The following is a 20,058-nucleotide window of genomic DNA, read 5'->3' on the forward strand; positions in this document are numbered from 1 at the left end:
CGTGGCCGCCGCGGTCTGGTGCTGGCCGGCGTTCTGTGCGCGCTGGCGATGATCCAGCCGGTATGGGCCCAGGACGGCACATTGCCGCCGCGCGACGCGTGGCGCGCGTCCAGTTCCTCCAGCCAGGTCAAGGCGCAGGCGATCGCCTACCTGATCGATGGCGATGCGACCACCCGCACCGGCGGCGCCTTCAGTCCGGGCCATTGGTTCCAGGTCGACCTGGGCCGCGAGGCGCGGGTCGGCGGCGTGCGCCTGCAGTGGGACACCGCCAATCCGGAAGGCTTCCTGCTGCAGGCCTCGCACGATGCCCAGCGCTGGGAAACGGTCTACACCATGGTCGACTCGATGGGCGGCACCGAGACGCTGTTCTTCACTCCGCGCCGCGCGCGCTACCTGCGCCTGGCCAGCCCCGAGCGCAGCGCCGACTGGGGCGTGTCGATCTACGAGATGGAGCCACTGGGCGAGGCGACCAGCGCGCGGCTGCGCGGCATCCCGGTGGCCGAGGCGGCCGCATTGTGGCAAGGCGGCACGGCAGTGACCATGCCGGGCAAGGGCACGCAGGCGCGGCAGCTGGACATCGCGTTTCCGCGTGCGTTTTCCAGCACCGGCCTGATCGTCGAGTTCGCCGGCGCGCACGGCGCAACGCGGCTGCAGGCGCAGGATGCCGCTGGCCGCTGGACCACGCTGGCCGAGGACCCGCAGGCCGCGCAGAGCGACAGCGCCTACCTGGCCGGCACCACGCCGGTCCAGGCGCGCGTGCTGCGTCTGAGCGTGGATGCCGCGCCCGGCGGCACCGTGCCGGCACTGCGGCGCCTGCGCCTGCTCGGGCCGAAGGCGGTGATGACGCCGATGAAGCGCTACCAGATGGCCGCGCAGCGCGGCCAGCGCGCGCTGTTCCCGGCGTCGCTGCACATGCAGCAAATCTACTGGACCGCGGTCGGCATCCACGCCGGCCGGCAGAAATCAATCTTCGACGAGTACGGCAATCTGGAGGCGTGGAAGGGCGCGCCGCTGGTACAGCCGCTGTGGCGCGATGCGTCCGGCACGGCCGCCGGCGCCGACAGCCACGCGCTGACGCACGCGCTGCGCGACGGCTGGAAGCCGATACCGTCGGTGCGCTGGTCGCCGCAGCCGGGGCTGGAACTGCGCAGCGAGACCTTCGCGATCGAGCACAACGGCCAGCCGGCGACGCTGCTGCGCCACCGCCTGCGCAACACCGGCAATACCCCGATCGACGGCACGCTGTCGCTGCTGGTGCGGCCGATGCAGATCAACCCGCCGTGGCAGAACGGCGGCCTGTCGCCGATCCACGCGCTGGCCATCGACGCGTCGGCGGTGCGCGTCAACGGTCGCCTGCTGCTGGAGTCGCTGAGCCCGCCGAGCGGCGCCGGCGCCGAGGCGTTCGGCGCGCATGGCGAGACCGAGATCACCAGGCATGTCGCCGCCGGCACCCTGCCTGCGCAGCGCCAGGCACGCGACGCCGACGGGCTGGCCGCGGGCATGCTGAACTACGCGGTCGCGCTGGCCCCGGGCGCACAGCAGGACGTGGTACTGGCGTTCCCGCTCGGCACTGCCAGCGCCGACGCGCAGGGCCGCCTGCCGCCGGCGCCGGCGCTGGACCGCGCCGCGCTGCTCGCCGCCGCTCCCCGCGACCCTGGCCGCAGCTTCGATGCGCTAGCCGACCGCGTCTCCGCGGACTGGCAGCGGCGGCTGGGCAATGTCGGCCTGACCCTGCCCGACGCCAGCCTGGTCGACATGCTGCGCGCGCAGGCCGCCTACATGCTGATCAACCAGACCGGGCCGGCGATGCAGCCCGGCCCGCGCAACTACAACCGCTCCTTCATCCGCGACGGCATGGCCACCTCGGCGATCCTGTTGCGCATGGGCCAGGCCAAGGTCGCCCGCGACTACCTGCGGTGGTATAGCGACCACGCGGTGCATCCCAACGGACTGGTGTCGCCGATCCTCAACGACGACGGCAGCGTGAACGACGGCTTCGGCTCGGACCTGGAGTACGACAGCCAGGGCCAGTACATCACCCTGGTGGCCGATGTGGCGCGGCTGGACGGCGGCCCGGACAGTGTCCGCGCGTTCATGCCGAAGGTGAAGCTGGCGATGCAGTTCATGCAGGAACTGCGCGAGCGCACCCTGGTGCCCGGCTACATGGCCGAACAGCCGGCGCCGGAGCGCTTCCGCGGCATCCTGGCCCCGTCGATCAGCCACGAAGGCTATTCCAGCCCCACCCACAGCTACTGGGACGACTACTGGGCGCTGAAGGGCTGGCACGACGGCGCATGGCTGGCCGAGTCGCTCGGCGACACGGCCATCGCCGCATGGGCGCGCGAGCAGTACGCCGCGCTGCGTACCTCGCTGGCCGCCTCGATCCTCGCCACCATGGCCTGGAAGGGCGCCGACTTCATCCCCGCCGCGGCCGACCTGGGCGATGGCGATCCGAGCAGCGTGTCGATCGCGCTGGATCCCACCAGGCAGCAGGACCTGCTGCCGGAACAGGCGCTGCGCACCACCTTCGCGCGCTACCTGGACGACGTGCGCAAGCGCAAACAGCCCAATGCGCTGTGGGCATACTCGCCGTACGAGATGCGCAACGTGCTGACCTACGTGCATCTGGACCAGCCGCAGGTCGCCGACGAACTGCTGCAGGACATGATGCGCGACCGCCGCCCGTTCGAATGGCAGGTGCTGGCCGAGGTTGTGCAGTCGCGGCTGCGCTTCCCGCGCTATCTCGGCGACATGCCGCATACCTGGATCGGCGCCGAGTACGCGCGCGCCCTGTTCGGCATGCTGATGCACGAAGGCGACGACGCGCTGGTGCTGCTGCCGGGCGCGCCGCCGGCCTGGCTGGAAGGCGAAGGCCTGTCCCTGCAGCGCCTGCCCACCGCTTACGGCCAGCTGAGCATGCGTGCGCGTGCGCGCGACGGGGTGCTGCGGATCGAGCTCGGGAGCGGGCTGCGTGCGGGCACCGCCGTGCGCGTCGCGTGGCCGTCGCGCACGCGGCCGACCCAACTGCGCGTGGACGGCCGCCGCATCGAGAGCTACGACGCCGGCGGCGTGGTGCTGGGCAGGCCGTTCCGCACCCTGGAGGCACGCTGGTGAATCCGCACATCGCCCCCTCGTCGGAACAGCAGGCGAGCATCACCATCAAGGACGTGGCGCGCCTGGCCAACGTGTCGGTGGCGACCGCCTCGCGCAGCATGAACGGCCACCAGCACGTGGCCGAGCCGGCGCGCGCGCGCGCGGGAAGCCGCGCGCGCCCTGCAGCACTACGTGCCGCACCACGCCGTCCTGCCCGACCTGCACGGCGAGTTCTTCTCCGAACTGATGCGCGGCATCGACACGGTTGCGCGCGAGCGCGGCCTGCACCTGCTGGTGTCCAGCCAGCACGGCGAGCCGGAGGCGCAGCGGCTGGCGGTACGGCGCCTGCCCGGGGCTGCTGATCATGTCGCCCTGTCTGGGCAGCGGCGCCGACGGCGCCATCGGCATGCTTCCCGACGCACTGCCGGCGGTGCTGATGAACTGCGCCGAGCGCATCGCCGAGGCGCAGGCGCTCAACGTCGACAACTACCGCTGCACGCGCGCGATGACCCGCCACCTGCTCGACAGCGGCCACCGCCGCATCGCCTTCATCGCCGGGCCGGACGACAACTTCGATGCGCGCGAACGCCTGCGCGGCTACCGCGACGCGCTGCGCGAGCGCTGCCCGCAGGTACCGGCGCGGGTGCTGCCGGGCGATTTCGACGAAGCCTCCGGCTACCGCGCCGGACAGGTGCTGCTGCCGGGACAGCGCCCGGACGTGGTGTTCGCGGCCAACGACATGATGGCGCTGGGCTGCCTGTTCGCCTTCGTCCATGCCGGCCTGCGCGTGCACGACGACATCGCCCTGGCCGGCTTCGACGACGTGATGATGGCGCGCAACGTGCCCCCGGCGCTGCCTCCCCTGCGCGTGGACATCGCCGGCTTCGGCGCGTGGGCCATGCCACTGCCGATCGTCGCGTTGGACCTGCCATCGGCCGCCGTCACCGCGCCGCCGCCCGCCGATATCGCCCGGCAATTGATCGTCCGTGCGTCCAGCGCGCAGCGAGGAACCGCCATGGACTGACACCGCCCGCCGCGTTCGGCCGCCACCGGCACCTAAGCTAGTACAAAGCGTAACGATCCCGTTTACCGCCCTGGGAGGGGTACTGTCATGAAGAGAACGCGTTGCGGTTCCAATCTGCCCGCGCGCAGCCTGCTGTGCTGCGCCCTGGCGAGCTGCCTGTTCACAGCGATGCCGGCGCTGGCGCAGTCCAGCAGCGCGACCCTGCGCGGCCAGGTGGCCGCCGCCCAGGCCGGCACCGAAGTCACCGTCACCAACACCGCCACCGGCTCGGTGCGGCGCGCGCAGGTGGCCGCCAACGGCAACTACACCATTGTCGGCCTGCCGCCGGGGACCTATACGGTCGAGGCCAACGGCGTCAGCCGCACGGTGACGCTGCAGGTCGCCTCCTCGTCCACGGTCGACCTCGATGCCGGCACGACGGCCGCGCCGGGTGGCGCCGCGACCACGCTGGACACGGTCACCGTCACCGCGCCGCCGACGCTCAAGGACGTGAAGACCTCGGAAGTGGGCAACGTGGTGTCGCTGCACCAGATCCAGCAGCTGCCGCAGGCCACGCGCAACTTCCTCGAGTTCGCCGACACCGTGCCGGGCATGGTGTTCACCGTCGACGGCAGCGGCAACACCAAGCTGCGCGGCGGCGCCTCCAACGCCAGCGCCGGCAACCTGTACATCGACGGTGTCGGCCAGAAGAGCTACGTGCGCAGCGGCGGCATCGCCGGCCAGAGCGACACCCAGGGCAATCCGTTCCCGCAGCTGGCGATCGGCGAATACAAGGTCATCACGTCCAACTACAAGGCCGAGTACGGCCAGATCAGCGGCGCGGCGATCACCGCGGCGACCAAGTCCGGCAGCAACCAGTTCCACGGCGAGGCGTTCTACCGCTATACCGACCAGGACCTGCGCGACAAGCGTCCGGACGAGGAGAAGAACGGCAAGATCGATTCGCAGACCAAGGAGTACGGCTTCGCCCTGGGCGGCCCGATCATCCAGGACCGCATGCACTTCTTCGTGGCCTACGAGGGCAAGGAGAACGTGGTGCCCAAGAGCGTGCAGGCCCAGGCCAATGCGCTGCCCTACGTTGGCTTCCTGCCGTCCAACCTGTCCAGCCAGTACGGCGCGGCGAACCTGCCGTTCACCGAAGATCTGTTCTTCGGCAAGATCGACTTCGAGCCGACCGATCGCGACCGCATCGAGCTGAGCGCCCTGTATCGGGACGAGACGCAGATTGCCAACATCGGCGGCTTCAGCACGCCCGAGCAGGCCGTCGACAAGATCAACAAGGACAAGCGCTCCAACCTGCGCTGGCAGCACAGCGGCGACAACTGGTTCAACGAATTGATCGTGGGCACCGAGGACTCGAAGAACAATCCGACGGCCAGAAACTTCGGCAATGGCATCCGCTACATCTATCTGTCGCCGCGCGCCAACTCCAACGATATCGATGAATACCCGTTCCTGCTCACTGGCCCGGCCGGTGGTCTCAGTGTGCAGCGCAAGAGCCAGAAGGGCTGGTTCCTGCAGAACGACCTGACCTTCACCAGCTTCGAGTGGCATGGCGAGCACACCATCAAGATGGGTGTGAGCTACAAGGACGTCAAACTGATCGCGCAAGACGCGGCAGCGGTGAATCCGCAGTTCGCCTATGCCGTCGATGCCAATGGCGTGGCCGCCACGCCCTACCGGGTGGATTTCGTCGGCCCGTACAACGTCCCCGGGCAAAAGGCCACGGTGGAGTCGCCGTCCAGGCAGTACGGCATCTACATCCAGGACGACTGGGCCGCCACCGACAAGCTGATGATCAACGCCGGTGTGCGCTATGACTACGAGGACACCCCGGCCTATACCCGATTCCGTCACCCACAGGCTTTCGTCGACGCGCTGTATGGCGACGACCCCGACCTTCCCGGCCAGCAGCCCTGGGCCAACCGCCTGCTGCCCAGCGGCATCGACGTGGCCGACTACATCAGCACCGGCCACAACCGCAAGAACTTCAAGGATGCCTGGGCGCCGCGCCTGGGCTTCTCCTACGACCTCTTCGGCGACGAGCGCGCGGTGCTGCACGGCGGCGCCGGCCGTTCCTACGACCGCAACCTGTTCGAGCAGTTGGCGCTGGAAACCAGCAAGGGCGCCCTGGCGCCGGTGGCGGTGTACTTCCAGAACCCGGCGACCGGCACCTGCTACAAGGCGGACCGGATCTGCACCGCGTGGGACCCGCGCTATCTCAACGGGGTGGGTCAGCTGACCTCGATCCCCGGCGTCAGCGGCAACGGCGAGATGTTCATGTTCAACAACAAGCTCAAGACCCCGTACAGCGATCAATACAGCATCGGCATCAGCAACCAGGTCGGCGATTGGTTCACCGATATGACCTTCCAGCGTGTGCTCAGCTATGACGGCTTCGTCATGTCGCTGATCAACCGCTATCCAGACGGGTCCTACTTCCAGAACGGCAGCATCCCCTGGGGCGAGCCGGTGCCGGGTTACCAGAACACCATCATCGGCGACAACGGGCTGGAACAGCGCAGCAGCCAGGTGCTGCTGTCGGCGGAGAAGCCGTACACCAAGGAATCGGGCTGGGGCCTGACCCTGGCCTACACTCACACCAGCGCGCGCCAGAACCGCCAGATCGACGAACCGTACGCGCTCGACAAGGCGACGATCCACGACTATCCGTTCGTGAAGTCCAATGCCGTGGCGGCGCACCGCTTCGTCGCCTCCGGCTCGATCGACGGCCCGTGGGGCGTCACCTTCGGCGCCAAGGTGGTGCTGGCCACGCCCGAGCCGATCAACACCATCGCCTGCTACGGCAAGGTCGACGCGGATGGCGGCACCTGCCAGCAGATCGGCGTGGTGCCGCCGGGCAGCGGCAAGTTCCTGCTCGGCGGCAAGATCTGGCGCTATCGCACGGTCGATTTCCAGGCCAGCAAGGACTTCACCGTGTACAACGACTTCAAGCTGTCGGCACGCATCAACCTGCTCAACGCCTTCAACTTCAAGAACTATGCCTCGTACGTCTACAACGGCTTTGGGAGCAACGGTCGCCTGGATCCAAACATCACCATCAACAAGACCGGCGATATCAGTTACGTGCCGCGCACCGTGACGTTCGAGATCGGCGCCAAGTTTTGATCCAGCGCCATGCCCGCGCGCGTGTCCGGGCCGGCGCGCGTGGGGCATTGCGGACGGGCCCGCTTGGCCCCGTCCGCGTCTCGGTCGCTCCTTCTTCTCACAGGACCGCGCTCGCATGCTCGCCGCCCCTCTCCGCCACCTGGTCATCGTCGGCGGCGGCACCGCCGGCTGGATGGCCGCCGCCGCGCTGGCGCGCGTGCTGGGCCCGGCCTACCGCATCACCCTGATCGAGTCGGAACAGATCGGCATCGTCGGCGTCGGCGAGGCCACGGTGCCGCACATCAAGGCCTTCAACAACCTGCTGGGCATCGACGAGGCGCAGTTCGTGCGCCAGACCCAGGGCAGCTTCAAGCTCGGCATCGAGTTCGTCGACTGGCATCGCCCGGGCGCGTCCTACGTCCACGGCTTCGGCACCGAGATCGGGCATCCGCTCGGGCTGCTGCCGTTCCAGCAGTACTGGATCAAGCAGGCGCTGCTCGGCAAGGCCAAGCCGCTGGGCGCCTACACGCTCAATACAGTTGCGGCCAAGCGCGGCAAGTTCATGACCTCCGCCAGCGATGCGCCGCCCAATTCGCCGCTGGCCAACATCGCCTACGCCTACCATTTCGACGCCTCGCTGTACGCGGCGTTCCTGCGCCGCTTCGCCGAGCAGCGCGGGGTGGCACGGCGCGAGGGCATCGTCGAGGAGGCGCAGCTGCATCCGGAATCGGGCGACGTCGTCTCGGTGCGGCTGGCTTCGGGCGAGGTGATCGCCGGCGACCTGTTCATCGACTGCTCCGGCTTCCGCGGCCTGCTGATCGAGCAGGCGCTGCACACCGGCTACCACGATTTCAGCCACTGGCTGCCGTGCGACCGCGCGCTGGCGGTGCCGTGCGCCAAGGTCGGGCCGCCGACGCCGTACACCCGCGCCACCGCGCGCGCGGCCGGCTGGCAATGGCGCATCCCGCTGCAGCACCGCACCGGCAACGGCTATGTGTATTCCAGCGCGCACCTCAGCGACGACGAAGCCGCAGCCACGCTGCTGGCCAACCTGGACGGCCCGGCGCTGGCCGATCCGCGCCCGCTGCGCTTCCTCACCGGGCGCCGCAAGCAGGCGTGGAACCGCAACGTGGTCGCGCTGGGCCTGGCCAGCGGCTTCATGGAGCCGCTGGAATCCACCAGCATCCACCTGATCCAGTCCGGCATCTCCAAGCTGCTGGAGCTGTTCCCGCGCGAGGGCATCAGCCCGGTGCTGGTGCAGCGCTACAACGAGCGCATCGCCTTCGAGTTCGACCGCATCCGCGATTTCCTGGTGCTGCACTACAACGCCACCGAGCGCGAGGACAGCGACTTCTGGCGGCAGTGCCGCAACATGGCGATCACCCCGGAGCTGCAAGCGACGCTGGACCTGTTCCGCGACAGCGGCCGCTTCTACCGCAACGGCGAGGAGATGTTCGCCGAGATCAGCTGGGTGCAGGTGATGGTCGGGCAGGGCATCCTGCCGCGCGCCTACCACCCGCTGGTGGACCAGGTGCCGGCCGCGGACATCGAACGTTTCGTCGCCAGCGTCGAGCAGACCATCGGCCATTGCGTGGACGCGATGCCGCCGCACCAGGCCTTCATCGACCGCTACTGCGCGGCGGCGCCGGCCTGAGCGCGCCGTCGCGATCGCTGGCCGCGGCAAAAAAAGAGGCCACCCGCACCAGGCGGGGGCCTTCTCAAATCCGACCGAAGCCGGAGAACGGTTGTGGCGCATCTCCGGCATCGCCGGACGCTGCGCATGCTACCGGCACTGCGCAGCTAATGCAATGGCTTAAGTTAATCAATATAAGTCATTGATATTACTAGATAGATCGACTGTCCTTCAACGCCGCGAGCGTCGCCGCGATCTCGTCTTGGATCGCGCCGGCGGCGGCGCACGGGTCTGTGGCCTGGCGGATCGGGCGGCCGACCACGATCGCATCGGCGCCGGCGGCGAACGCCCGGGCCACGCCGACGGTGCGCTGCTGGTCGTCGCCGACCGGGCCGCCGGGGCGGATGCCCGGGCACACGATCGAGAAGCCGGCGCCGGTGGCGCGGCGGATCGGCGCCGCTTCCTGGCCGGAGGCGATCACCCCATCGATGCCGGCCGCCTGCGCGGCCAAGGCACGCTCCACCACCACCTCTTCCGGTGCGCGATCGATGCCCATCGACGCCAAGTCGGCGCGGCCCATCGAAGTCAGCACGGTCACCGCCAGCAGGCGCATGTCGCCGCCGTTGGCCGCGGCCGCGGCCTGCATCATCGCCGGGTGCCAGCCGTGGATCGTGCAGTAGTCCACCGGCCACTGCGACAGGCGCCGGATCACCCCGCCGACGGTGGCCGGGATGTCGAAGAACTTCAAGTCCACGAACACGCGCTTGCCGCGCGCGGCCAGCGTCTCCAGCACGTCGAAGTACTCGCCGGAGGCCAGCAGTTCCATGCCGATCTTGTAGAACGCCACCGCGTCGTCGAGCCGCTCGATCCACGCCAGCGCCTCGGCGCGGTCGGGCACGTCGAGCGCGAAGATCAGCCGTTCGCGCGCGTGCAGCCGCAGCGGCGCACGGCTCACTGCGCCAGCTCCAGCGCGTCGCGCTTGGCCTGGCGGCGCGCGGCGCGCGGCTGCGCGAAGTCGTTGTCGAACAGCACCGGCTCCCAGGACCCGTAGCTGGGGTTGGGCAGCATCCACCAGCGCTCGCCGAACCAGTCGTGGTACTGCTGCAGCAGCTGCGCGCGGCCGTCCGGCGTGTTGGCCAGGACTTGCACGAAATCGCCGAGCTGGTCGCCGAACTGCATCAGCACGCGGTACTGCCGACCGACCAGCTTGCGCCGGCAGTTCTTCTCCGAGCCGTTCTGCTCGCAGCCCTCGACCACCGTGCCCAGGCCCAGCAGCACGCTGTTGTCGGCCACCGGCAGGCCGGCGCTGCGCAGGTTGGCCGGGGTCGCGTCGGTCAGGTGCGCGGCGCGGTTGGACACGTACAGCACGGTGACGCCCTTGGCGGTGGCCGCCTTGGCGAAATCGACCACGCCCGGGATCGGCTTGGCCTTCTTCTCGGCCACCCACTGGTCCCAGCTGAGCTCGTCGTACTCCTTGCCGTTGCGGATCAGCCGCGCCTGGTACGGCGAGTTGTCCAGCACCGTCTCGTCCACGTCCATCACCACCGCCGGCTTCAGCCCGGTCGCCGCGTTGCCGCGCTCCTCCGGCACCAGCGCGTCCCAGTTCGGCGCCTTCAACGCCGCATCCAGGCGGTCGGCGGCGCCGCGATAGGTCTGCTCGGCCACGGCCTGGTATTCGGCCGAGCGCTGCATCCACAGCACCGCGTTGAGGTTGTCGTCGCCGGCCACCGGGGCGTTTGCGGCAGCGGTGGCGGCAGGCGGCGGCGCCGCATCGGTGGCCGGCGCCTGCGGCTTGCAGGCGGACAGGGCGAGCAAGGCGCAGGCCAGTGCGGTGCGGGCGATCGGGGTCATCGGCGCGGGAAACCTAGGCGAGTGAATCCGCCGATTTTAGCCGGTTGCAGCGCACGCGGCGGCGCGGCCGGGGCGACGGCGCAAACGACCGGGAAAGTAGATGGCCCGATAGCATGCGCGGTTGCCGCGGCGGTGCTCGTTAAGCAGCGCCGGCGCCTGCATCGCCATGCGCGGCGTCCAATCGTGCGATCGCATCCGCCACGACCGCGTCTAACGGTGCGTCCACGTCCACCGGGATCACGTCGGGTTCGTCCAGCGGCAGTTCCAGCGTGTCGATCTGGCTCTGCAACAGGCGCGGCGGCATGAAGTGACCGCTGCGCCGCGCCAGGCGCGCAGCGATCACGTGCGCGGCGGCGTGCAGGAACACCAAGCGCATCGGCACGCCGCTGGCGCGCAGTTGCTGCCGGTGCGCACGGCGCAATCCGGAAAAGGCCAGCACCATGCCGCGGCCGGCGTCGAGCGATTGCCGCAGGCGCAATGCCAATGCCGCCACCCAGGGTCCGCGTTGCGCGTCGCTGAGCGGGACGCCGCGGGCCATCTGCGCCCTGGCCTCGGCGCTGTGGACAGCGTCGGCATCCAGGAACGCGTGGCCGTAGTGCGCGGCCAGGGCCTGCGCGACGCTGGTCTTGCCGCTGCCGGAAACGCCCATCACGACGATGGCTTGGCTGTGGCGTGGCGAGGAGGAATGCGCTGTTGCGTGCATCACGTGCGGCTAGGCCTGGCGGTGGGTTCGGCATGATGCGCGCGCCGGCGTTGGCGCTGCGTGGTGTCGCATCGGCACGCCACGACCGGCGGAACGCGCGCTGCCGCTCCATCATCGCATGCCCGCCCGCACGGGATCGCCCATGTCCATGCCACCGCAACGCGCCGATGCACCGCTGCGCCGGACCGAGAAGGTCGGCGACGGCATCGGCGACATGGGCTTCAATTTCTACTGGGCCAACATCTTCGCGTTCCTGCCGATCTTCTGCACCGATACGATGGGCCTGTCGGCGGCGGCGGGCGCGATGCTCCTGCCGACCAAGCTGGTCGATGCGGTCACCGATCCGCTGATGCGGCGATCGCCGACCGCACCCGCACGCACTGGGGCAAGTGCCGGCCCGATCTGCTGTTCGCCGCGCTGCCGATGGCGACCAGCGGCATGCCGCCGGACCGGGGCAGGGCGGCCGGCCTCGATCGAGGCGGCGGCGACGAATGGCCGGGGTGACCGGAGGTGGCCGCCGTGCTCCCCAGCACTTCGACACTGCCGCTTTTGCCACGTCTGTTGCGCCTGCCCGCGCGCCCGGGGCGGGGTGCGATGGAGCGCCGCCCGCACCGCGGCGATCCTCACGCCGCGGCGCGTTGCGCCCTCGCGTACTGGGTCGGCGTCATCCCCACGTGCCGCGAGAACGCCGCACTGAAGGTACTGGCGGAGTTGTAGCCGACGCGCTCGGCGATCACGGCGACGCCCTCCCCGTCGCGGCGCAACAGCTCCTTCGCAATCGCCATGCGCGCAGGTATTCCATCGGTGCCGCGCCCACGGTGCGATCGAACCGTTCTAAGAAGGCAGAGCGCGACAGCGCCGCTTCCTTGGCCAGTTCGGCGACGGTCCATGGGCGAGTCGGGCGCGCGTGCAGCGCGCGGATCGCCGACGCCAGGCGAGGATCGGCCAGTCCGCGCAACAAGCCCGGCGACGCGCCGGTTCCCGCGCTCGAACGCAGCGCTTCGATCAGCAGCACTTCCAGCAGCCACGCCAGCGCCACCTCGCGCGCGGGCCGCTGCGCGCGCGCCTCTTCGCCCACCATATGCACCAGCGTGGCCAGCCGCGGCTCGCCGCGCACGTGCACCAGCTGCGGCAGCAACGCGACCAGCAGGGCCGCGTCGGGCGAGCCGAAGCTGCAATGGCCCACCAGCATGCGCAGGTCGGCGGGGCCGTCCTGGCGGCCGATCCGGAACTGGCCCGCACCCACTGCGTGCGGCGGCGTGCCGGCGTCCGTCACAGGCGGCGGCAGGCTCGACATGGCCACGCCATGGGCCGCTGGCACCAGGACGAAATCGCCCGGCTGCAGCTCGATCGCCGCCTGCCCGTCGATCGCCAGGCGGCAGACACCTTACCAGGATCGCGCAATAGAACGGTTGCCCGGCGTCCGAGCGGCGGACGGCCCACGCGCCGGCGCCGAGCACGACCTTCGAGAACCGGGCGGCGGGCTGCAGCAGGGTGACCACCTCAGCGAGCGGATCGACCATGCCGGACTCCTGCAAAAGAAATATGCACCACGGCTTGTAGCGAGTACGGCTGGCGCCGCCCATCGCGGCGACACCGCCATCACCCCGCAAGGAGTTCCCCATGAAGACCGTCCTGATCACCGGCTGCTTGTCCGGCTTCGGCCTCGAGATCGCCCGCTACTTCCTGGACCGCGATTGGCGCGTCGTGGCCACCCTGCGCACGCCGCGCGACGGCATCCTGCCGAGCGCCTGCGCGTGCTCGCGCTCGACGTCACCGATGCGCAGAGCATCCAACAGGCCCTGGAGGCCGCCAGGCCGATCGACGCGCTAGTCAACAACGCCGGCTTCGGCGCGGCCGCGCCGTTCGAGTGCACGCCCATGGCCACCGCGCGCCAGCTGTTGGAGACCAATGCGCTGGGCACGATGGCGCTGACCCAGGCTGTGCTGCCGCAGTTCCGCCAATTGCGCGGCCGGGGTCGTCGTCAACGTGAGCTCCAGCGCGACGCTGAAGCCGCTGCCCCTGCTGGCCGCATACCGGGCGAGCAAGGCGGCGGTGAACGCCTTCACCGAATCGCTGGCCGCCGAAGTCGCGCAGTTCGGCGTGCGCATGCACCTGGCGCTGCCCGGCCGCGCGCCGGATACCCGCTTCGGCGACAACGCCCGGCCCTACATGACCGGGCTCGACCACGCCGCCTACGCCGCGCTGGTGAAAGGCTTCGTCGCCAGTGCCGGCAAGGCCGGGCCGATCACCCGCCCGCAGGACGTGGCCGAGGCCGTGTGGCGCGCCGTCACCGATCCGGCCAACCCGATACGCATCCCAGCCGGTGCGGATGCCGAGGGCTGGGCGGCCGAACTGGGATGACGCAGGCGCATCGCGCCCGGAACCTCGTCCGGGCGGAGGCGGGCGTGGTTCAGCGTTCGGCCGGCCACTGGCGAAAGTTCACGCACACCGTGGACTTGTCCAGCATCGCGAACTCGCGCGAACCCCACGGCTTGAGCGCGACCCGGTTGGCGTTGGGGTGCAGCAACTGCGGCGCGCGCGTGGACAGTTCCTCGAAGATCGCATCGACATCGTCGGTATCGATGCCGAGCTCCGGACGATCCTTCGCCGCCCACTCGGGATTCTCGACCAGATAGGCCTTGGCGCCGTCGCGCGCGACGACCGCCATGGTCGCGTCCCGGTACAAGACGGCAAAGCCCAGGCCATCGACGAAGAAATCGAGTCCGTCCTGCAGGCGTTCGTAGAAGATCTTCGGGATGAGGTTCTTGAACAAGGGGATTCCCTGCGCTGGCGGAGAGGCCGGGGGAAGGCGCGCGGCGGAAGCCAGGTTCGCACGAGGGCTTTTTGTGGCACCTGCCGGACCTCCATCGCCGAGCGCAGCATAGTCGCTTCGCGACGCCTTGGCCAACCGCGCATCCGCAGCCAGCGGCGCGAACACCGCATCCAGCGCGAGGAACGCGCCCACGGCATGGCCGGCATCGCCGGTCGCGCCGCGACCGATCCCGCCCAGCGCCGCGCCCGGCGGATCCACCAGCGCCCCGCCATTGTGCGCCTGCCGCCGCATGCACTGCAGCCATGCCGCCGCCACCGGCAGGCACAGGTCATCGAGCGCGGGAACGCGCCCTCGGTTTCGATCCAGGCGGCCAGGACCGGGGCGAGGGTGTGCGCCAACTGCAGCACGGCGCGGCTTGCCACCGATGTCGGGCGGGTTGTCGCCGCTGAGCACGGTGTCCGGCGCCAGGCCCAGGCAGCGGCGTGGGCGTGGGCGATGTGCGGATGCGCGAAGTCCAGATGCGCCCCGGCCGGGCAGTCGCCCTTCTCGGCGACGACGCGGGTAAGCAGGCGCACCGCCGGGTCGGCCAGGCGCGCGAACGCAGCGGGCCGTTGGTCTTGCGCGCGCAGCACCTCGCAGATCGCGCCGATCACGCGCAGCGCGGGGCGTTCTTCGAGGGCGGCGAGGGCGTAAGGCCGTCCTGCGCACGCAGCGCATCGCGTCCCTGCGGATTGTGCAGGGACACGGCGCAGATCGCCCAGACCGGTGCGTCGGCGAGCAGGTCGAGGAAGATGCGGCGGGCGTTGCCGATGCCGAGCCCGCCGCCTGGCCGCTGCACGCGGACGACGCGTGAGGCGCCAGTCGGTGGACCGCATTCGCCGCTGAACCGCACGATGCGGTATCGGGGCGGCAGCGATGAGACAATGATCGCCGCCCTACCCTGCGCATGGCGCCGGGCCGTTTTGTTCCCTTCTGCTGGATGCTCGATGTTCTTTCGCAACCTGACCCTGTTCCGTTTTCCCACCACCCTCGACTTTTCCCAGATCGACATGCTCCTGCCGGAGGTCCAGCTCAAGCCGGTCGGCCCGCTGGAAATGAGCTCGCGCGGCTTCATTTCCCCGTTCGGCCGCGACGAGCGCGAGGTGTTGTCGCACCGCATCGCCGAGTTCCTATGGCTGACCGTCGGCGGCGAGGACAAGATCCTGCCCGGCTCGGTGGTCAACGACCTGCTCGAACGCAAGGTCGCCGAGATCGAGGAGAAGGAGGGACGCCGGCCCGGCGGCAAGGCGCGCAAGCGGCTCAAGGACGACCTGATCCACGAATTGCTGCCGCGCGCCTTCGTCAAGTCCTCGCGCACCGACGCGATGCTCGACCTGCAGCACGGCTACGTCGCGGCGGACACCTCCAGCCGCAAGAGCGGCGAGAACGTGATGTCCGAGATCCGCAGTGTGCTGGGCAGTTTTCCGGCATTGCCGCTGAACGCGGAAGTGGCGCCGCGCTCGATCCTGACCGGCTGGATCGCCGGCGAGCCCCTACCCGATGGCCTGAGCCTGGGCGAGGAGTGCGAGATGAAGGATCCGATCGAAGGCGGCGCGGTGGTCAAGTGCCAGCACCAGGAACTGCGTTGCGACGAGATCGACAAGCACCTGGAAGCCGGCAAGCAGGTCACCAAGCTGGCGCTGATCCTGGACGACCACGTCTCTTTCGTGCTCGGCGACGACCTGGTGATCCGCAAGCTGAAGTTCCTCGATGGTGCGCTGGACCAGTTGGAGAACGCCGACCAGGACGGCGTGCGCGCCGAACTGGACGCGCGCTTCGCGCTGATGAGCGCCGAGGTGCGGCGCCTGTTCCTGCTGTTGGAAGACGCGCTGAAGCTGAGCAAGGCGGACACCTGAGCCGTCGCCGCGCCCTCACGCCCGCACGCCGGCACGGCGGCTGGCCGACCTGCAGGAGGCTCAGGCCCGCAACCGCCGAAGCCGCTCCCTGCACAATGGCCGGCGCACTCGCCGGAAACACTGTAGGAGGGGCTTCACTCCCGACAGCGCGACATTCGTCCCCCCGCTTCGCCGGCCCGATGCCGCCGCCGCACCGCGCGCTGCGCTCGCCCCGGTGCAGCGCAGCGGCTCGCGGGCGTTGCCAGAAGTCCAGCCGCGACATGCAGCGCGATCAGTGCGCCCGGTCATCGTGCGCCGGCGCATGAGCGGTATGCTGCGCGCATGCCCGATTTCCTTCGTCGCCTGATCGCGCTGCCCACCGTGGCCGTCGAACGTGACCTCGTCCGCCTGCGGTTGGACGAGCGCGAGATCGAGGTGCTGCGCGTGCGCGACCCGCGCGCGCGGCGGATCAAGCTCAGTGTCGACGAACGCGGCGCGCGCCTGACCATGCCGCTGCGCGCCAGCCTGGCGTCCGGCCAGCGCTTCCTGCTCGAACACCGGCACTGGCTCGACGCGCAACTGGCGCGCTACCGGGACGAGGACAACGAACCCGGCCTGCAGCGCGGCACGCCGGGCTGGCTGCCGTTGCGCGGCGAACGCTTGCCGCTACGCTGGAGCGAGGGCCGCTACGCGCGCCTGCGGATCGATGCCGACGGCGCGCAGCTGCAATTGCCGGCACGCGTCGGCGCCGCGGCGGTCGCGCGCGCGCTGCGCGAGTTCTACGAGGCGCAAGCGCGCGCCGACATCGGCCGCTGGCTGCCCAGGTACCTACCGTCGCTGCCGCGCGCGCCGGCGCGGGTCCGGCTGAAGGTGATGTCCTCGCAATGGGGCTCGCTGGCGCCGGACGGATCGATGGCACTGGACCTGGCGCTGGTGCTGGGGCGGCCGTCGGCGTTCGAGTACGTGCTGGTCCACGAGCTGTGCCATCTGCTCCAGGCCAACCACTCGCCGGCGTTCTGGCGCGAAGTGGAAGCGCGGTTCCCGGCCTGGCGTGCCGAGCGCGACTATTTCCACGCGCAGGGGCGGCGCCTGAAGGCGCAATTGCGGCGGCTGCTGAGTTGAGGCGCGGCGGATCGGACGGCGTGGCGGATTTCGCCTTAGCGCTGCGCTAGAAGAATTCCATGCGCAGCGCCGGCGGGCGCCCTCTCCCTGCCCGCCTGCAACCCGGCGCGTCTCCGGCGCCAGCGAGCCACGCGTCCCGAATGGCGCTACGCCGGCATGTCAGGACGCCGGGATCGGGCCGCGAACGCAGGACGTCGTGCGTCTATGCTTGTTGTCGGCGGGCGTGGCGGCAACTGTAGCGAAATCTTGTCTACCCCAGGCTTCACGGACCTGGTCTGCACGGTGCATTCAGCCGCCAGCCATCGGCGCTGCCGCGCCAGCCCTGGACGCCCGGCTGGCGCATTTTCGATTCAGGTATTTGCAGCCAGCGCAGTGTCGTGGGAGCGACTTCAGTCGCCAATGGCTCTACCTGTAAAGATCGTCGCGACTGAAATCGCTCCCACAAGTGGCATCGTTTGGATCGACGTGCTCTAGCCGCCGATGGCGAGGTCGAGCTTGGTCGCTGGCGCCGCGGCCGCCGTGGACGGGCGTTCCGGCGCCGCGGCGCGCGCCTGCAGCCGGAATACCGCCACCGCCGCGGCCAGCGTGCCGGCCTGCTGCTCCAGCGCATGCGAGGCCGCCGCGGCCTGTTCCACCAGCGCCAGATTCTGCTGCGTGGTCCGGTCCATCTGCGCCATCGCCTGGCCGACTTGTTCAATGCCGGCCGACTGCGCCTGCGAGGCCACGACGATCGCGGCCACGACGCCGTTCACCTCGCCCACCGACGCCAGCACCCGCCCCATGGTCCGGCCGGCGCCATGGACCTGCGCCGAGGCCACGGCGACCTGGGACAACGACGCCTCGATCAGTGTTTTGATCTCCTTCGCCGCCCCGGCCGAGCGCTGCGCCAGCGCACGTACCTCGCTGGCGACGACGGCGAAGCCGCGGCCCTGCTCGCCGGCGCGCGCCGCCTCCACGGCCGCGTTCAAGGCCAGGATGTTGGTCTGGAACGCGAGACTGTCGATCACCGCGATGATCTCGCCGATCTTGCGCGACGAGTCCTGCACGCCCTGCATCGCCGCCACCGCTTCGTCGATGGCCGCGCCGCCCTGGCGCGCGACCGACGCGGCGGCATTGGCCAGTTGCTTGGCCTGGTGCGCATGCACCGCATTCTGTTTGACGGTGTCGGTCAGTTGCCCCGCCGAGGCCGCGGTGTGCTCCAGCGCCCTGGCCTGTTCGGCGCTGCGTCGCGACAGGTCCTGGCGCCCGTCGGCGATGGCGCCGGCTTCGGCGTCGATCGCCGTGGCCGCCTGCTGGATGCCGGCCACGATCCTCGCCAGTCGATCGGCGCTGGCGTTGGCGTCGTCGCGCATGCGCGCGAACACGCCATGGAATCGGCCGTGCATGCGCACGCTCAGGTCGCCGCAGGCGACGGCGCGCAGCAGCGTCGACAGCGCACCGAGGTTGCCGTCCACGGTCGCCATCAGTTGATTCAGGCTTTCGAGCATGGTGCGGAAGTCGTGCTGGTGGCGGCTGACGTCGCCGCGCGCGCTGACGTCGCCGGCCGCCGCGGCCGCCGCCAGGTGCCAGATGTCGCGGTTGAGCGTGCCGAGGTTGGCCTTGATCGCGTCCATGGTCTCGGAGATCGCCACCTGCTCGCCGGGCAGGCGCGGCATGTCCTCGCCGAGGTCGCCGATCGCGTAGCGCTGCATCAACGCGACCGTGGACTGCACCGTGCCCACGTGCAGATCGACCAGCGCATTGGCATCGTGCAGCAGTTGCCCGTATTGGCCCGGGAACGCCGCCGCGTCGCTGCGGTGCGCGACCGCTCCGGCGGCGTGGCGCTGCGCCATCTGCCGCTGCTCGGCGAGCACCGCGCGCAGTTGCGCTTGCATGGTGTGCATGCTGCGCAGCAGATCGGCGGCCTCGTCGTTGCCGTGCACCGGCAGCGGTTGGTCGAGACGGCCGGCGGCGATCGCCGCGGCGATCGGCGTCCCTTCGCGCAGCGGCCGCACCAGGCTCTGGGTGATGCACCAGCCCAGCCAGGTGCTGACCGCTAGCAGCAGGCCGCCGCCGATCAGCAGCATCCAGCGCGCGCGGGCCATCGTTGTCACCGCGTCGGCATACGCCTGGTCGCTGAGCGCGCGCAGGTGGGTGGCGTTGCGCTGGATCGCCTGCTGCCAGTTCGCCAACAGCGGCTGCAGCGTGTACAGGTGCAGGGTCTGCGCATCCACGTTCTTGTTGTCGGCGGCCAGCGCCAGCACCTGGGTCTGGAACGGCGGCACCTGGGCGTAGGCCTGGTCGATCGCGGCGCGGCGCTGCGCGCCGGTGCGGTCGGCTGGGTCCAGGCGCATCGCGAACAGCTTGCGGCACACCTGCGCGTAGTCGCGCCCGGCCTGGCCGATCGCGCGCACGATCGCCAGCTTCTCGTCGGGATTGGTCAGGATGACGTCGTTGAGCAGGCCGATTTCCAGGCGCGCCTGCGCGGCCACCATCGCATTGGACAGGCGGATCTTCTCCCTTTTGTCCAGACTGATGTCGTCGAGCTGGCGGCGCGCCAGGGCCATGGATGCCAGGCTGGCGACGATCAGCGCGCCGCAGATCAGCAGCAACGCCGAAAAGGCGAAGGTCAGTCGGGGACCGACGGGATAACGACGAAGGAGACGGATCATCTGGGCCAGGGAGATGGGGGGCGCCATTGCCCACGTCTACCGTGGCTCTCAAGTTTTACTGAAGCGCGACCGGCCCACGACAGGATTCGGCACCGTGACGCCCGGACGCCCGCCATCGCGGCGTGCTGCGCGTCCAGGCGGGGTATCGGCGGCGGCGCTGGGAACTTGAGCAAGCGATCGTGGCCTTCGCGCACGCGCTGGCGTTCACTGCAGGGATTGGCCG

Annotated in this window: 12 protein-coding genes and 3 pseudogenes; 8 read left to right on the plus strand and 7 right to left on the minus strand. The window is 70.0% G+C overall.

Annotation, left to right across the window (positions count from 1 at the left end):
* Positions 1–48: 48 nt before the first annotated feature.
* From G4Q83_RS16495 to G4Q83_RS16510, 4 genes and pseudogenes are all read left to right on the plus strand, one after another.
* Positions 49–3,114 (plus strand): galactose-binding domain-containing protein, encoded by a 3,066-nt coding sequence (locus G4Q83_RS16495; RefSeq protein WP_128419688.1) that lies wholly within the window; start codon positions 49–51, stop codon positions 3,112–3,114.
* Positions 3,115–3,122: 8 nt separating this feature from the next.
* A pseudogene (locus G4Q83_RS16500) lies at positions 3,123–4,117 on the plus strand (LacI family DNA-binding transcriptional regulator).
* Between the two features lie 87 nt (positions 4,118–4,204).
* Positions 4,205–7,246 carry a TonB-dependent receptor gene (locus tag G4Q83_RS16505; protein WP_128421916.1) on the plus strand — a complete coding sequence of 1,014 codons (3,042 nt, stop codon included), beginning with the start codon at positions 4,205–4,207 and terminating at the stop codon, positions 7,244–7,246.
* A 115-nt stretch (positions 7,247–7,361) separates the two neighbouring features.
* Complete coding sequence (locus G4Q83_RS16510) at positions 7,362–8,879, plus strand: tryptophan halogenase family protein (RefSeq protein WP_128421137.1); 1,518 nt, start codon at positions 7,362–7,364, stop codon at positions 8,877–8,879.
* Between the two features lie 190 nt (positions 8,880–9,069).
* On the opposite strand, the gene pyrF is transcribed toward G4Q83_RS16510, so the two are convergent.
* The 3 genes from pyrF to G4Q83_RS16525 all read right to left on the minus strand — a co-directional run bounded on the left by pyrF (position 9,070) and on the right by G4Q83_RS16525 (position 11,412).
* On the minus strand, positions 9,070–9,813 hold the full coding sequence (pyrF, locus tag G4Q83_RS16515; protein ID WP_128421136.1) for an orotidine-5'-phosphate decarboxylase: 744 nt from the start codon (positions 9,811–9,813) through the stop codon (positions 9,070–9,072).
* Positions 9,810–10,709 (minus strand): 5'-nucleotidase, lipoprotein e(P4) family, encoded by a 900-nt coding sequence (locus tag G4Q83_RS16520; RefSeq protein WP_128421135.1) that lies wholly within the window; start codon positions 10,707–10,709, stop codon positions 9,810–9,812. The genes pyrF and G4Q83_RS16520 overlap by 4 nt, the downstream gene beginning before the upstream one ends.
* A 139-nt stretch (positions 10,710–10,848) precedes the next feature.
* Entirely contained in the window at positions 10,849–11,412 is a 564-nt protein-coding gene (locus tag G4Q83_RS16525; protein WP_185817238.1) for a gluconokinase, read from the minus strand.
* Between the two features lie 142 nt (positions 11,413–11,554).
* On the opposite strand from G4Q83_RS16525, the gene G4Q83_RS24760 reads away from it, so the two are divergent.
* Positions 11,555–12,109 (plus strand): MFS transporter, encoded by a 555-nt coding sequence (locus G4Q83_RS24760; RefSeq protein WP_386272980.1) that lies wholly within the window; start codon positions 11,555–11,557, stop codon positions 12,107–12,109.
* Here the strand turns inward: G4Q83_RS24760 and G4Q83_RS16535 are convergent.
* Positions 12,036–12,935 (minus strand): annotated as a pseudogene (locus G4Q83_RS16535) (AraC family transcriptional regulator). The gene G4Q83_RS24760 and the pseudogene G4Q83_RS16535 overlap by 74 nt on opposite strands.
* Before the next feature lie 100 nt (positions 12,936–13,035).
* On the opposite strand from G4Q83_RS16535, the pseudogene G4Q83_RS24765 reads away from it, so the two are divergent.
* Positions 13,036–13,776: pseudogene (locus G4Q83_RS24765) on the plus strand (SDR family oxidoreductase).
* Between the two features lie 49 nt (positions 13,777–13,825).
* On the opposite strand, the gene G4Q83_RS23590 reads toward G4Q83_RS24765, so the two are convergent.
* Together G4Q83_RS23590 and G4Q83_RS16550 are read right to left on the minus strand one after the other, a co-directional pair.
* Positions 13,826–14,641, minus strand: a complete 816-nt coding sequence (locus G4Q83_RS23590; RefSeq protein WP_246432132.1) for a VOC family protein — start codon at positions 14,639–14,641, stop codon at positions 13,826–13,828.
* A gap of 196 nt (positions 14,642–14,837) precedes the next feature.
* Positions 14,838–15,188: a hypothetical protein gene (locus tag G4Q83_RS16550; protein WP_185817239.1), complete on the minus strand. Its 351-nt coding sequence runs from the start codon at positions 15,186–15,188 to the stop codon at positions 14,838–14,840.
* Here G4Q83_RS16550 and G4Q83_RS16555 point away from each other — a divergent pair.
* Positions 15,175–16,083 (plus strand): recombination-associated protein RdgC, encoded by a 909-nt coding sequence (locus tag G4Q83_RS16555; RefSeq protein WP_128421134.1) that lies wholly within the window; start codon positions 15,175–15,177, stop codon positions 16,081–16,083. The genes G4Q83_RS16550 and G4Q83_RS16555 overlap by 14 nt on opposite strands.
* Positions 16,084–16,404: 321 nt before the next feature.
* Positions 16,405–17,184 (plus strand): YgjP family zinc-dependent metalloprotease, encoded by a 780-nt coding sequence (locus G4Q83_RS16560; protein ID WP_128421133.1) that lies wholly within the window; start codon positions 16,405–16,407, stop codon positions 17,182–17,184.
* Positions 17,185–17,654: 470 nt separating this feature from the next.
* Here G4Q83_RS16560 and G4Q83_RS16565 read toward each other — a convergent pair whose 3' ends face one another.
* A complete protein-coding gene (locus G4Q83_RS16565) occupies positions 17,655–19,835 on the minus strand; it encodes a methyl-accepting chemotaxis protein (protein WP_128421132.1) in 2,181 nt (726 codons plus the stop codon).
* Between the last annotated feature and the right edge of the window lie 223 nt (positions 19,836–20,058).

Source organism: Xanthomonas theicola (assembly GCF_014236795.1).
GTDB lineage: Bacteria > Pseudomonadota > Gammaproteobacteria > Xanthomonadales > Xanthomonadaceae > Xanthomonas_A > Xanthomonas_A theicola.